Raw genomic sequence first — 15202 nt, 5'->3', positions numbered from 1 at the left:
CAATGAAAATCCTCAAAACCCAAACGCTGTATGGCCCCAACTTCTGGAGTATCAATCACCCCAACCTCATTGTCCTGCAACTCGATGCAGAAGACCTAAGCGATCGCCTCTCCACCGAGATGTCTGACTTCTGCGATGAACTGGTCAAACTTCTTCCCGGTTTGAGGGAACATCACGGATCTCGGGGTTGTCGGGGTGGGTTTTTGCAACAGATGCAAGAAGGCGTTTCCATCGCCAAAATTATCCAACACGTTGCCCTAGAATTGCAAACCGCAGCGGGAATGTCGGTTCATTTTGGTCGCATTCGCCCTGCGGCGACGCCGGGAATTTGTCGGGTAGTATTTGAATATAAAAATTCTCGGGCGGGACGGTATGCGGGACGGGCGGCGGTCCGCATTTGTCAAAGTATAATCGATCGCGGCTATTATCCGCAAGCCGAACTCGAAATTGATCTCGAAGATTTGCAAGAAATTAAAGCCGAAGATGCCCTCGGACCGACAACAGAAGCGATTGTCAATCAAGCCGAAAAACGGGGGATTCCCTGGCAAGAATTGCCCGTTCGTCACGTGGTACAACTGGGTTACGGTAAATATCAGCGTCGCATTCAAACCGCCCAAACGGATCAAACAAATATTCTCGGGATTGAATTTGCCGGCGACAAACAAGCCACCAAAATCTTATTACAAGAAGCCAGTTTACCGACCCCTCGCGGAGAAGTGATCTATTATTTTGATGAACTGGAAAATGCTATTGATCGCATTGGCGGTTTTCCGATTGTAATTAAACCCCTCGATGGCAATCACGGACGGGGAATTACTCTCAATATTAACAGTTGGCAAGATGCAGAAAATGCCTACGATTTAGCCAAAGAAGAATCAAAAGCGGGGGGAATTTTAGTCGAACGATATTATCAAGGAAAAGATTATCGGATCTTAGTGATTAATGGTAAAGTCGAAGCGGTTGCCGAACGAGTTCCCGCCCATGTGATTGGGGATGGTCGCTCAACAATTGAGGAATTAATCGAAGATATAAACCGTCATCCCAGTCGCGGAAGCGGTCACGAAAATATTTTGACTCGCATTGAAATAGACCGCCATACCGATGAGATTCTCGCCCAACAGGGTTATTATCTTGATAGCATTTTAGACAAAGATGAAATCTGTTATCTCAAAGCTACAGCTAACCTGAGTACGGGCGGAATTGCCATCGATCGCACCGATGAAATTCACCCGGAAACGGTTTGGATGGCCGAACGTTCCGCCCAAATCATTGGCTTAGATATTGCCGGAATTGATATCACTTGCAGCGATATTAGTCGGCCGTTAAAAGAGATTGATGGGGTGATTATTGAAGTGAATGCGGCGCCGGGTTTGCGGATGCACTTACAGCCCTCTCAAGGAGAACCTCGCGATGTCACCGCACCCATTTTAGAGATGCTTTATCCCCCCGGTTGTCCCTGTCTAATTCCGATTGTTTCGATTACCGGAACCAACGGTAAAACCACTACAACTCGTCTGACCGCTCATCTTTTCAAACAAACCAAAAAAGTGATCGGTTATACAACAACGGACGGGACTTATATCGGAGAATATTTGTTAGAATCGGGAGATAATACCGGACGTCAAAGCGCTCAATTAATTCTGAATGACCCAACCGTTGAAGTGGCGGTTTTAGAAACAGCAAGGGGCGGAATTTTAAGGTCAGGTTTGGGATTTCACCGCTCTGATGTCGGGGTGGTTTTAAATGTGGCGGCCGATCATTTGGGGTTGGAAGATATTAACACCCTCGAAGATATGGCACAGGTGAAAAGTGTTGTGGCCGAGGCGACGGATGATAACGGTTATGCGGTCTTGAATGCCGACGATCCGCTGGTGGCAAATATGGCAAAATGGGTGAAAGGAAATGTGGCTTATTTTACCCTCAATCCCGACAATAAAATTGTTAAAGAACATCTGCGAAAAGGCGGAATAGCGGCGGTTTATGACGGGGATTTTCTCACCTTTTGCAACGGACAAGATACCATCCAAGTTGAACAAATGGTAAATGTTCCCTGTACTTTGCGGGGGGTGGTTTCGTTTATGATTGCCAATGTTTTGGCGGCGAGTTTGGCGGCTTATGTACAGGGGGTGAGTGTTGAAGATATTAGTACAGGATTGCGAACGTTTCAAGCCTCTTTAGACCAGACTCCGGGGCGGATGAATTTGATAGAATTGGGCAAGTTTCATGTTTTAATCGATTATGCTCACAATCCAGCCGGTTATCAAGCGATTGGTGAGTTTGTGAGTCAGTGGTCCGAGGGTGAACGAATTGGCGTAATTGGAGGTCCTGGCGATCGCCGGGATCAGGATTTAAAAGAGTTGGGACGGTTAGCGACTCAGATGTTTGATTGGGTGATTATCAAAGAAGATGATGATACACGCGATCGCCCTCGCGGAGAAGCGGCGAGTTTAATTCGGGAGGGAATTTGTCAGGAAAAACCTCAGTTTCATTATAAAGAAATATTGGATGAAACACAAGCGATTCAAACCGCTTTGGCGGAAGCTTCCGAAGGAAGTTTAGTGGTGATTTTTCCCGAGAGTGTTAAACGGGCGATCGCCTTGTTGAAGTAAACTGTTTAGTTGGGGGGTAAAAACCCCCCGAATGTTTTTTATTATTAAAAAGTGACAATTTTCTGAAAGGATCTAAATTCTAGAGAAAAAATACTATGACCGCAACCACGCAAAACATTGACTGGGATGGAATTTGTAGCGAACTCTCCGAACTCGAATTAATTCGCGATCGCAACCAACTGACCAAACTCTCCCAAGATTATTATCATTTTAGCCCGATTTTACAACCGTTATTACAAGATAAAATCGCCGATTTAGTGGTTCGTCCCGTCAACGAAACCGAAGTCTTAAAAGTCGCAAAAATTTGCGTTCAACACCAAATTCCCCTCACGGTTCGGGGGGCGGGAACCGGAAATTACGGACAGTGCGTCCCCTTAGAAGGCGGAATCGTTTTAGACTTATCCAAAATGAATAAAATCAACTGGATAAAACCCGGATTAACCTCCGTCGAACCGGGGGTAAAATTAGCCGCCTTTGACAAACAATCCCGCGAACAAGGTTGGGAATTACGCATGGTTCCCTCAACTTATCGAACCGCAACTATTGGCGGGTTTATTGGGGGCGGAAGTGGCGGAATTGGTTCTATTAATTACGGACAATTACGCGATCGCGGAAATCTGCAAGCGGTGCGTGTAGTTACGATGGAAGATGAACCTCGCGTGTTAGAATTGAGGGGGGATGATGTGCAGAAAGTTAACCACGCTTACGGTACAAATGGCATTATTACCGGGTTAGAAATTCCCCTCGCCCCCGCCTATCCTTGGGCGGAACTCATTGTTACCTTTGATGATTTTATGAGTTCGGCTCGTTTTGGTCAAGCCCTGGGGAATTCCGATGGAATAATCAAAAAATTAATTTGTATTTGTGCGTCGCCCATTCCCTCTTATTTTGCCGCATTTCGAGAGGTTATTCCCGAGGGAAAACATTGTGCATTGTTAATTATTGCCGAACCAAGTTTAGAACCGTTTCAAGATTTAGTCCGACAATTTAACGGCGAAATTTGCTATCAAAAATCCGCCCAAGAAGCGAATAAAGGCACAACCGTTATCGAATATACTTGGAATCATACCACGTTACACGCCCGCAGCGCCGACCCGTCTTTAACCTATTTACAAGCCTTATTTCCTCCCGATCCCGACTTCAAACTCCTAGAACATTTCTATCACCATTTTGGGGATGAAGTGATGCTGCATTTGGAGTTTTTAAGAACCCAAGGACAAATGCTTCCCGCAGCGTTACAAGTGGTTCGTTTTACCAGCGAAGAACGGTTAAATGAGATTATTCGCTATCACGAAGATAACGGGGTTTTGATTTTTAATCCTCACACCTATATTTTAGAAGATGGGGGAATGAAAACGATTAATGTTGAACAATTAGAGTTTAAAAAACAAGTCGATCCGCACGGTTTATTAAACCCCGGAAAAATGAAAGCTTGGTTTGAACATTAAAGGTATGATGGTTTAGTTACACGTAACGCATCAATTTTTAAATGGTAGGATGTGTCAGTTCCGGGTAACACATCCTACAATAGAGTTAATTTTATGAAATCAAATGAATTCAATAGATGGGCGGAACAAAAGCCGTGATCCTTCTGTTGATTATTCAAAACCTATTTCTGGAAATAATCGGATTACAAAAATTAATAATTGCTCTATTAAGTCATTCAATATGCCACAATATGAAAAAGTAGAGTTAACATCCAATTATGGCAATTAATTTAAGCAAGGGTGAAAGAATCAATCTCTCCAAAGAAGCACCCGGATTAAAAACAGCCGGGATAGGTTTGGGATGGGATATAAACGCCACCGATACCGGTGCAGCGTTTGACTTGGATGCTTCGGTTTTTATGTTAGGAGGAAATGGAAAAATTCCTAACGAAAAATACTTTGTATTCTACAATAACTTACAGTCGCCAGATGATTCGGTTAAACATCTCGGAGATAGCCGAACCGGAGAAGGCGGCGGGGATGATGAAACCATTCAAATTGATTTAACAAAAGTCGAAGCTGCGGTTCAAGAAATCATCTTTATTGTGACGATACACGAAGCCGATACCAGACGTCAAAACTTTGGACAAGTTCGCAATTCTTTTATCAGAATTTACGATGAAACGACCCAACAAGAAATTGCCAAATATGAACTCGAAGAAGATTTTTCGCGAGAAACGGCTCTTGAGTTTGGTCGGCTTTATAAAAAAGATGGAGAGTGGAGATTTCAAGCCGTAGGAGAAGGCTATAACTCCGGCTTACAAAACTTTGTAGATAAATACGCTTCTTAGAGAAAATCTAAGAAAATTAACTGAAATTAAAGAGGAGCTTCTCAAAAAAAATAAGCTTCTCTTTAACCCAAACAGACGAGAATTTATATGATATCCGACTAATTAATAATCCGCTCAAAGGGGCGGGTTCTATAATATCTTTAACAACTACTACGAGATTAAGATAAACCCGCCCCACCCGATCACAGAATTAATCAACCGGATATCATATCAAATGGGGTGTTAACAATTTATTAGCAGATAATAACGAGGATAAAACAATGGCAATTTCACTCGAAAAACTGGAAAAAGAAGCCCCTAAACTCATATATTTGACCAAAAAAGCACAGATTTCGCTAGAAAAGAAAGACCTGACAAATCACCAAGCAAAAGTAGCCCTGTGCCTTGATATTTCCGGGTCAATGAATTCTCTGTATTCATCGGGAAAAATTCAACGGTTGGCGGAAAAAATCCTGGCTTTAGGATGTCAGTTTGATGATAATGGGGCGATTGATATTTTCTTATTTGGAAATCAAGCTCATACCGTTGATGAAATGAGCATTTATAACTTCAAAAACTTTATCGCCGATATACAGAAAGAATATCCGCTCGAAGGCGGAACTTATTATGGAAAAGCGATTAAAATGATCCGAAATTTCTATTTTCCCGAGGGAAAAGGAATAAGTCGCAACCAACCTTTAACCGCCAATGAACCCGTCTATGTAATGTTTGTCACCGATGGGGCGACAATGGATGAAGCCGAGACAAAAGAACAAATTCAGTGGTCTTCATTTGAACCAATTTTCTGGCAATTTATGGCAATTGGGAAGTCGCGAAAAGATGTAAAAGGAGAGGGTTTTTTCGGTTGGCTATCCAAAGCGTTTGCGAGTGATTTTACCTTTCTAGAAGAACTGGATAACATGAGCGGTCGTTATATTGATAATGCCGACTTTTTCAGTTTAGAAGACCCCGAGTCAATTGGCGATCAACAACTTTATGATTTATTGATGACAGAATATCCCGGTTGGGTCAAATTGGCAAAAACCAAACAATTGCTAACTCACAGGCGTTAAGAAATAGCGGGAGAAGCATCAAAACTGTTAAACTAGAGTTGGGGAGCAAGTTGTCAGGTTTCTCAAATTACAAATATCTTGCTTTCACTGCTTCTCAAGCACCCTACTATTTCTAAAAAATTATGTCACGCCCAAAAAAAGAACCCAGTGGATGTGGATGCGGAAGTATTCCCTTTTCTGTAATTTTGCTGATGTTAGGTGGGGGATGTTGGTTGTTTACGCAGCGAGAACATATAGACATCACTCGCTTTTTACCGAATGATTTAACAGCGAATATTCCCTTTTTAAATGCTTCTAAACCCGAGGAAATCAAGCCCAATCCTACCCCGAGTTCTTTACCTTTTCCTCCAACACCTGATTCTAAACCCAACCCACAGCAACCCGTACAACAAACAACACCAACGCCAACCCCATCACCCTCTCAAGCTGAAAAATCAGCCCCCATTCCTACTCCTTCTCCTCAAGCTAAAAATCCTGAAAATAACCCGCAGCAAGATGTACCCAAAACAACACCAACGCCATCACCATCCCCTCAAACCCCTTGGGAGAAAAAAGAGATTCGGGGTATATATTTGAGTCGCTATCAAGTGACAAATAACGCCAGCGAACAAACAATTAGAGAAAGAGTTCGTTACTATAAAAAACAAGGAATTAATACGATAATTCATGGAGTTTGGGGAAATGCTTGTACAATGTACAATAGCGAGGTTATGCAGGCAACTTTGGGTTATAAAAGTTGTCCGAATCAGTTTCGAGAACAATGGCTTGATTGGTTAATTGATGAAGCCCATAAACAGGGAATGGAAGTTCATGCTTACTTTGAAAAAGGAATTAAAATAGACGAAGATAGTCCAGCATTTGATTTAGCGGTTGAACGGGGTTGGATCGTTGCTGGAATTGATCGAACCCATCCGGGAGTCGATCATTATGTTCTCAATATTGGCAATCCCGAAGTCGCCGAGTTTTTTACCAATATTGTGGTAGAATTTGTAAAAAAATACCCAAAAATTGATGCGGTTCAATGGGATGATTATTTAGGATATCATGCCGAATTACCGGGTAAAGTTGACCGGACATTGAAATTAACTAATTTTGTCAAAAATACGATTAAACAGATGAAAGCGGCCAATCCCAATGTGAGTTTTGATATTTGTCATCATAACCCCTATTGGGCGAAACGATATTTTGCGGCTGACTGGGAAACTTGGGGAGTTGATCGGGTGTTTATTCAAGTTTATGGTGAAGAGAATTTTAATGACGAACTAAAATATGTAGAAGCCAATGATGGAATTTCAATTACTGAACGACAATTTAATCGTTTAGAAGAATTAGTTAACAACCCGGAAGTTAAGAGTATTTTGTTCTTTCCTCTCTCTGGAAAACCGGAGGAAATGGCGGATACTCTCAAGAGTTTAACAACTAATCTTAGCAAAAAAACAGATGTTGTCGATCAACCTGGAGAATCCCCAAGCTGATCGCTTTTTTACGGGTTTTATTCTGGTTTGATGATTGACTGCAATTCTGTAGTGGCGGGTTCGAGTTGAGGTTGTTTTCTCAGAATTAATTTTAATAAACCCGCCCCGTCACCAACGAAAAATCCCAAAAATAGCGTAGTTTTTGGCAAAATATGTGTTGGGGTGGGGCGGGTTTACAGAAATTATCTGTTAGATTTAACCATTAGTTTTTGCCAACATATTTGTTTGGGTAGGGCGGGTTTACAGAAATTATCTGTTAGATTTAACAATTGTTTCGGAACCCGCCCCTACAAAGCCCTCGAAAAAATCAACCTTTAACCCATTCTAAAGCCTGTTGTTTTTGGTCAAAATGAAAATGTTTAACCTCAATACTCGAAAACAGTTTATTACTGAAATTACCCCATTTTTCTAACCATCGTTTGTCAGAAACAACCGCTTCTCGTTCAAAGTCGTGGAAATGTTGAAACGTGAATTTAAGATCTTTCCAAACTGCTTGCGGTGACATTCCTTCGAGACTTTCAATTTCGGCGTAAATTCTCAACTTCGGATGGAATTTTAACTGGTTTTCGATTTTTTGAATCACCTTGTCAAAATCTGCGGTTTCGATTTTTCCTTGAATATGCAAACCAACAACTCGATCGCTACCTGTGGGGATAAGTTCTAACATCGGTCGCCTCCTGATAAAATTCGGCTAGGCTACTGATATATTATTATATCTTGTTGCCTGTCGTCTTCTGTAAATCCTGCGGTTGATTCATCCCTCAGACAGAAAAGACAAAAAAGCGCATACAATGAATATATGAACGTCAAATAGAATTTGACCATCCAATTTTATTGGTGACAAACGACGACAGACCCTTAATAATATTGATAACTGACCCTAAACCCTGAAAAATCAAACAAAGCAGACATGACAAAAACCTATACAAACGCAACTCATACCCAGTCCCCCGTTGATAATGCAGCCATTATCGCGACAGATGTTCATAAATGGTATGGCAACCATTTCCATGTTTTACGAGGAGTCAGTCTCACCGTTAAACGGGGTGAAGTCGTCGTCATTATGGGACCTTCGGGATCGGGAAAATCCACCTTTATTCGCACCTTTAACGCTTTAGAAGAATTTCAGCAGGGAAGCATTCTCATCGATGGAATTAGCCTTTCCCACGACTTGAAAAATATTGAAGAAATACGCCGGGAAGTGGGGATGGTGTTTCAGCAGTTTAACCTGTTTCCCCATCTGACCATTTTACAAAATGTCACCCTCGCGCCGATTTGGGTGCGCCGCTGGCCGAAAGCCAAAGCCGAAGAAGTGGCGTTACAATTGTTAGAACGGGTCGGTATTCTCGAACAGGCGAAAAAATTCCCCGGACAGTTATCGGGAGGTCAACAGCAACGGGTGGCGATCGCCAGGGCGTTAGCAATGCAACCGAAAATTATGCTGTTTGATGAACCGACATCGGCTTTAGACCCGGAAATGGTGCGAGAAGTATTAGATGTGATGCGAACCCTCGCCGGTGAAGGAATGACGATGGTTTGTGTTACCCATGAAGTTGGGTTTGCGCGAGAAGTCGCCGATCGCGTTGTCTTGATGTCCGATGGAGTATTGGTCGAAGAAGGAACGCCCGACGCCTTTTTTAGTAATCCTAAAGAAGAACGCACCAAAAAGTTTTTATCTCAAATTCTGTGAACTACCCAAACCCGCTGACGCGATCGGGTAGGGACTTCCGCAGAATCTGTTCAAAAAAACAGCAGATCGGATCGACATTTCAACAGCAAACAATTCTGTAACGGTCTCGATCGCCGACGATAAACTTATACACAGCGATCGCAGTCAAATTTGACTCAACAAGATGGGGGTGCAGGTGTTACCGTATGGGCAGATTAAAGCAACAGTAACGCTTCAAGGTGATGTTTAATCTCATCGCAACCGTGACGGATAAGTGCATTCTACTGTTTTTTTCCGGTTGAGTGGTTTATTGTTGTGAACTAAGCTCAAAAATCAAGCCCTGTTGTTGAATACTCAAGGAGTCACCCCACTATGGACGAGAAAAAGCCGCGAGATCTGCGCCGTCATGCGGCGGAAAACTTTTTCAACTCGTTTGAAAAACAATTGCTGGAAACTTTTCAAGAATCCGAGTCTCAACCCACCCCACCCCCACCCACTCCTTCCCAAAAACGCCAAACCTCTAAAAATCCTCCCCCCGAACCGATCGATCTCTCTGCTTTAGAAGAAGCGATCGCCGATATCGATCAATATCTAGAAAATAAATCTCCTCAACCTCCAGATTCTTAGCGCGAAGGTAGACTTGATCGCCCTCAAAGCCGAATATCAGAAACCGGGTTTCTTGGGACTGCTGTTTAGCTTAATCGCCTAGAGTTTTTCTTGAGAAACCCGGTTTCTCTGGTCTTATCTACCATAAGTTCCGTTTTGCTGTTGTCGTTTGGCTTCGTACAACATCAAAGCCGCACAAATGGCGACATTTAAAGACTCAACTCCCCCAGATAAGGGAATTTGAACCTGGCGATCGGCCAGTCCAATCAGACTTTCGGATAAACCGGCGCCTTCGTTGCCTAAAATAATTATAGTCGGTTGCTTAAAGTCCAGTTCCCAATAGGTTAAACTTGCATCGGGTAAAGTGGCAACGATCGCAATTCCCTGCTGTTGAGCGATCGCCAGTTGCTCGGTTAAATTTGAACAAACCGCCATCGGCAGCCGAAACCACGCCCCCGCCGAGGCTCTTAATACCTTGGGATGATCGAGATCGACGCTATCACCGCTCAACCATAACCCGTCGGCGCCGGCGGAGGCGGCTGTCCGAATGATCGTTCCTAAGTTTCCCGGATCTTGTACCGTTTCCAGGGCGAGTCCGATCTGAGTGATACCGACAGTCTGGGGTTGAGGACGGGGTGCGGTGGCGATAATTCCGTCGGGGTTAACGGTTGTGGCGATCGCTTGTAAGACTCGTTCGCTGACTTGTTCGCTGCGGTCGGCGACTTCACAAACCCGTTGACACAGACTCGGATAACGATCTTGCCATTGGGGAGTATAACAGACCGTCAGAAGCGGATATTTCGTCGCCAGCGCTTCTTCGATCAGATGGGTTCCTTCTAACAAAAATAATTGTTGTTCTCGCCGCCCCTTGGTTCGCTGCAATTTGCGAAGATTTTTAATCAGGGGATTTTGAACGCTGGTCAACATAACAGTGATCCGAGACGGAGAACAACAAAGTGGATTGATTCTCCACCTTTTCGGCTAAATGCGGAACCCGGGACTTGAACCCGGAAGTCCTTGCGAACACTAGAACCTGAATCTAGCGCGTCTACCAATTCCGCCAGTTCCGCTTTTTTATTTAATGCACAAGTTACTATTGTGATAGCTTTTTTCCGTTTTGTCAACCCCCCTCTGAAATAATTTTCAGAGCGACCCCTCAGGGGACAGGAACAAAGTCATAGCCAACCCCGGAACGATTACCCGGTTTCACCTCTACCAATTGTACCGTTTGATTGCGATCGCCAGACGGTAAAAACTTGACAACACCGGTTGCTCCCTTGGTGGAAAAATTCGACCCGGAAAGCGCCTGTTGAATTCCGCTTCGGGAAGGTTGCTCTTGAATACCGACAATTAACGCTTGTGTTCCATCATAAGCCATCGCCGTCAGCCAATTTACATCCCCTTTCCACAGTTGAGCCGCTTGTTTTGTAAATTCCGACTCCCCGCCAATAATATGCCAAGGTACTGCAACGATTACCCCTTCACTATCGCCGCCCACCTTCAAAGTGTCAAGTTGATAAAGGGTATCTCCCGCTAAAATAGGCAATTGTTTGCGGTTGACTCGCACCACCTGATAGGCTTGTTCTAAAGTAGGAGAATCCGGAACGATCAAAATGGCTCTGGCTCCCTGTTCGCGAGCGCTATCTAAACTTTTAAACGCATTAAAGTTAGGATCAGACAGATCAAAAACATTAACCACTTCTCCCCCATCACTATAAACCGCAGTGGTAAATTCATCTTTGAGCGACTGACTGTAAGCGCTCTGGCTATTATAAAAAATAACCGCTTTTTGTTGGTAGAGTTCCTGTATCATATGTTCAGCCAGTCGATTAGCCGCAAAGCGATCGCTCGGGACGGTCCGAAACAAATAATCTCCCGCAGTTGATAAACGAACCGAGGTACTACTCGGCGAAATTGCCACCAATTTTCCCCCTTCATAAATAGGTGCAGTCGCCAAAGAAACCCCGCTCGAATAATGACCGACCACCCCTAAAATCTCATTGTTTTTAACCAAATCTTCCGCTATTTTTTCAGCAACTTCTGAGTTATTTTTATCGTCTGCTATTATCACTTTTAGAGGAGTTCCAAAAATTCCACCTTGTCGGTTAATGTCATTTTGGGCTTGGGCTACCCCTCGTAAAATTGCCTCCGCAGTTCCGAGCGAGTTGGCATCTCCGATGGGAACAGCCACAGCCATTGTATAGGCTTTTTCCTTGCCAATGCGAGCATTATTGAGATAAATTAGAGCTTCGGGATCGTTAGGATTGCTTTGCAGTGAAGCTTCAAAATTCCTGACGGCTTCTTGATAATTTCTCGACGCTAAAGCGGTTAAACCGGCTTGTTTTTCATCGGGGACAGACTTGGGAATTAAACTCTTTTCTCCCCGACTGATTAAACTTTCAACTGGGGGAATAGATCTTGAAGTTTGAGAGGAAGATGAACCTTCAACAGCAGTTTGAGAAAGATTAATATTGTTTGAACGGGTAAACAACCAATATCCAACTCCGAGTAAACTTCCGCTAATTAATAAAGCTAAGGCGAGAGTCGTTAGTTCTTTTTGATTGGACATTTTAGACATAAACTTTTGCACCGATAACGACAATTTAGAATAATGGAATTTGGATTTATTTACTCGATTTATTAGGTTAATTTTTCACCGTTTACCTGATCACATTGACTTTTAAAATTGCGCTCACAAAAAACGATAGAGAATTAAATAAATCAACCGAAATAAAGCCGCAGCAGCCACACCACCTAAAGCGGCTAAAACCGGAAAAATTATCACAGCAGAGAACGGAATACCTTGTCCGAATAAAGGAATAAATATCACTAGACCCAGGGAAAATAGAGCTAAAACAATTTGCTCTTTGGTTTCTATCCAACGGCGATATTGAGCAAAAACTAATCCTCCAAATGTACCGCCAAGAATTAAAACCAAAAGCGGAAAAGAACCCCCGAGTAAACCATTTACAGCAATTCTTAATAAAGTAATTTCAAAACCCGTAAATGCAGCCGCTTTTAACAGATTTATTGTTTGAAAAGAAGCGGGGGGAGCGGGGGGAGTAGAAACAGCGGGGGGAGCGGGGGGAGGAGAGGGAGCGGGGGAAGGAGAGGGAGCGGGAGCGAAAGTCTGAATTTGAATTGAGGTTTTAGGTTGAACAGAAATAGGAGAAATCGGCTGAATTTTTAGCTTCGGTAAAGGAGGAATAGGAGGGGGTGAAGGCGGAGGATTTAAAGCCTTAAGAACAAGTTCTGCTGAAGCAAAGCGATCGCTCGGTGTAGGCTGAAGCATTTTGTCTAAAATATAAGCTAGGGAATTAGAAACTTGAGTTTGATTTTTCCAATTCCAGCGACCTTTATGACTGTCATAAAGTTCTTGACAATCTTTTCCGGTGAGTAGAACAATACAAGTTACAGCCAAAGCGTATAAATCCGTCGAAGGAAAAACATTATGACCCCGCATTTGTTCCGGGGGAGCATATCCCATCGAAAAAATTCCGGTAGATGTTCCCAAACGGCTTCCCTGTTGTTGAGTCACCTGTTTAACGGCGCCAAAATCGAGCAAATAAAGACGACCCTGGCGATCGCGCATAATATTAGAAGGTTTAATATCGCGGTGAATAACATCTTGATCGTGAACAAATTGAAGAACATTCAAAATTTCTTCTAAAACTTCCCGCACTTTGTTTTCAGAAAATCGACCTTGATCGGCGAGTTCGGCTTCTAAATCTTGACCGTCGATATAGTCTTGAACGATATAGAAAAATTGCTGATTTACAGAAGAATTCCAGCCCGAACATTCCAAAGGAAAATAGGCGAGAAGATTGGGAATTTGAGGGTGTTGATTTCCCAAACGATCCAAAACCACCGCTTCGCGTTCAAAGAGTTTTTGTGCAGTTTCTAGCTGAGAGAGAGTCAGATCATTAGCGGGTTGAAACTGTTTGACCACGCACTTTCGCAAAGTCGGAGAACGGCGATCGCAAGCCAAAAAAGCCGCTCCAAAGCCGCCTTTACCGAGTAGGCGTTCGGGTAGATAACGACCATCTAAAATCAGAGGCATCCCACAAGCTGTACAATACTTTTGCTGGGCTGTTTTGAGAGAGGTGATCTCGTTGAGGTCAGCAAAGACGTTATCAGGACGGGGACAGCCAGGACGAGTACAGAAAATGTTCATAGAGATGATGAGTGGCTGATCGAGCGTCGCTCCTTGTCACTTGGTGCTTATTATCATTTCAGAGTCACATCCAAATTTTATGTCAGTTTGAGGGAGAAAAAGTGTAACTGGAGATCAAAAGACGGAAATTTTGAGCGATTTTTCGAGATCGAGAGCCGGGTTTGAGCGCTTGTAACAAAAATTTAAGATTGTCGGCTGTTGAAAAGAGGGGAAACCGCGAACAGAGACTTAAGATTGAGAGACCGATTCTTCACGAGTTAAATTCAAAGGATGACTGGAAAACTGAGGTAAGATATCTCGACTAAAAGCTTCTGCGGCTTTGGACTGATAACGATTTGGATTAACAATTACAGATAACATCCGCCGAACAATAACCCCTTCGATTTTCGCCTGATGAAGAACGCCCATTTGCAACTCCTTTTCAATGGCAGAAGTCGAGACAAAAGCCGCACCCAAACCCGCTTGAACGGTATTTTTAATGGCTTCTATCGAGTTTAATTCCATTTCAATTTGCAAACGGCGGGGGTCAATATTAGAACGAGAAAGAACTTGATCGATCACCTTGCGAATGGTCGATTGAGAATCGAGGGCGATAAATTGTAACTTATAAAGGTCTTCTTTTTGAATACTCTCTTGTTTAGCAAAGCGATGAAAAACAGGTAAAATCAAAGCCAATTCATCTTCAATATAAGGCTGAACGGTGATCGACTCGTGAAGTTCGGGAGGGACCTCGCCGCCAATGATCGCCAAATCAATTTGACCGTTGGCAACACTCCAAGCGGTGCGTCGAGTCGAGTGAACGTGCAACTGTACGGCGACATCGGGATATTGCTTGCGAAACAGTCCGATCATGCGGGGAAGGAGATAAGTACCCGTTGTTTGAGAAGCGCCAACAATCAGAGTCCCCCCCTGTAAGTTTTGCAGATCTTCAATAGCGCGACAAGTTTCTTGACACAAACTGAGGATTTTTTCACCATAACTTAAAAGGAGATGTCCAGCTTCAGTCAATTTTGCCCGACGTCCTCCGCGATCGAAAAGAGGAACATTAAGCTGTCGTTCCAGGTTTTGAACTTGTAAACTGATAGCAGGTTGTGAGACATACAAACTATCAGCCGCCCGCTTAAAGCTTCCCTCAGCCGCGATCGCTTTGAGTATGCGTAATTGGTCTAGGGTGAACGGAACATCTGACATGATTTTTTCTAGGTAATGGTTTAATATTCAATATTCAACAATACCCAAATTACCGATCATGCACAACGGCAAACAAAGCCTTGGAAGTTTAGAATTGGAGTTAAAAATGTTTCCATTCAAGCCAATAGCTTGTTAACCGTTGCCCATG

13 protein-coding genes and 1 tRNA gene are annotated in these 15202 nt (G+C 43.3%); 7 read left to right on the top strand and 7 right to left on the bottom strand.

Translation table 11 applies throughout. The annotated features are described in order from the left end of the window. Positions 1-2: 2 nt before the first annotated feature. The 5 genes from cphA (at position 3) to ACL6C3_RS31060 (ending at position 7414) form a co-directional block, all read left to right on the top strand. A complete protein-coding gene (gene cphA / locus ACL6C3_RS31080; protein WP_413164057.1) occupies positions 3-2609 on the top strand; it encodes a cyanophycin synthetase in 2607 nt (868 codons plus the stop codon). 95 nt (positions 2610-2704) lie between these two features. Beyond that, complete coding sequence (locus tag ACL6C3_RS31075) at positions 2705-4057, top strand: FAD-binding oxidoreductase (RefSeq protein ID WP_413164055.1); 1353 nt, start codon at positions 2705-2707, stop codon at positions 4055-4057. 257 nt (positions 4058-4314) lie between these two features. Further along, positions 4315-4887, top strand: coding sequence for a TerD family protein (locus ACL6C3_RS31070; RefSeq protein ID WP_413164054.1), 573 nt, complete (start codon positions 4315-4317; stop codon positions 4885-4887). Between the two features lie 260 nt (positions 4888-5147). Continuing rightward, complete coding sequence (locus ACL6C3_RS31065) at positions 5148-5939, top strand: VWA domain-containing protein (RefSeq protein WP_413164053.1); 792 nt, start codon at positions 5148-5150, stop codon at positions 5937-5939. 122 nt (positions 5940-6061) lie between these two features. Further along, positions 6062-7414: a family 10 glycosylhydrolase gene (locus tag ACL6C3_RS31060; RefSeq protein WP_413164051.1), complete on the top strand. Its 1353-nt coding sequence runs from the start codon at positions 6062-6064 to the stop codon at positions 7412-7414. A 17-nt stretch (positions 7415-7431) separates the two neighbouring features. Here the strand turns inward: ACL6C3_RS31060 and ACL6C3_RS31055 are convergent, their stop codons facing one another. Next, complete coding sequence (locus ACL6C3_RS31055) at positions 7432-7563, bottom strand: hypothetical protein (RefSeq protein WP_413164049.1); 132 nt, start codon at positions 7561-7563, stop codon at positions 7432-7434. A 158-nt stretch (positions 7564-7721) separates the two neighbouring features. Continuing rightward, positions 7722-8081: an STAS/SEC14 domain-containing protein gene (locus ACL6C3_RS31050; protein ID WP_413164047.1), complete on the bottom strand. Its 360-nt coding sequence runs from the start codon at positions 8079-8081 to the stop codon at positions 7722-7724. 243 nt (positions 8082-8324) lie between these two features. Here ACL6C3_RS31050 and ACL6C3_RS31045 point away from each other — a divergent pair, with 243 nt between their 5' ends. Further along, positions 8325-9104 carry an amino acid ABC transporter ATP-binding protein gene (locus tag ACL6C3_RS31045; protein ID WP_413164045.1) on the top strand — a complete coding sequence of 260 codons (780 nt, stop codon included), beginning with the start codon at positions 8325-8327 and terminating at the stop codon, positions 9102-9104. Positions 9105-9455: 351 nt separating this feature from the next. After that, entirely contained in the window at positions 9456-9710 is a 255-nt protein-coding gene (locus tag ACL6C3_RS31040; RefSeq protein WP_413164044.1) for a hypothetical protein, read from the top strand. Positions 9711-9824: 114 nt separating this feature from the next. Here the strand turns inward: ACL6C3_RS31040 and ACL6C3_RS31035 are convergent, their stop codons facing one another. From ACL6C3_RS31035 to ACL6C3_RS31015, 5 genes are all read right to left on the bottom strand, one after another. Further along, entirely contained in the window at positions 9825-10616 is a 792-nt protein-coding gene (locus ACL6C3_RS31035) for a TrmH family RNA methyltransferase (protein ID WP_413164043.1), read from the bottom strand. A gap of 59 nt (positions 10617-10675) precedes the next feature. Continuing rightward, a tRNA-Leu gene (locus ACL6C3_RS31030) sits at positions 10676-10759 on the bottom strand. An 86-nt stretch (positions 10760-10845) separates the two neighbouring features. Continuing rightward, positions 10846-12258: an ABC transporter substrate-binding protein gene (locus ACL6C3_RS31025; protein WP_413168451.1), complete on the bottom strand. Its 1413-nt coding sequence runs from the start codon at positions 12256-12258 to the stop codon at positions 10846-10848. A 123-nt stretch (positions 12259-12381) separates the two neighbouring features. Beyond that, positions 12382-13863: a protein kinase domain-containing protein gene (locus tag ACL6C3_RS31020; protein WP_413164041.1), complete on the bottom strand. Its 1482-nt coding sequence runs from the start codon at positions 13861-13863 to the stop codon at positions 12382-12384. A 228-nt stretch (positions 13864-14091) separates the two neighbouring features. Then, entirely contained in the window at positions 14092-15054 is a 963-nt protein-coding gene (locus tag ACL6C3_RS31015; protein ID WP_413164039.1) for a LysR family transcriptional regulator, read from the bottom strand. Positions 15055-15202: the final 148 nt, after the last annotated feature.

Origin of the sequence: Capilliphycus salinus ALCB114379, assembly GCF_047276495.1 — a bacterium.
Lineage (GTDB): Bacteria > Cyanobacteriota > Cyanobacteriia > Cyanobacteriales > Microcoleaceae > Capilliphycus > Capilliphycus salinus.
This window is presented reverse-complemented; position numbering and strand designations above follow the sequence as displayed.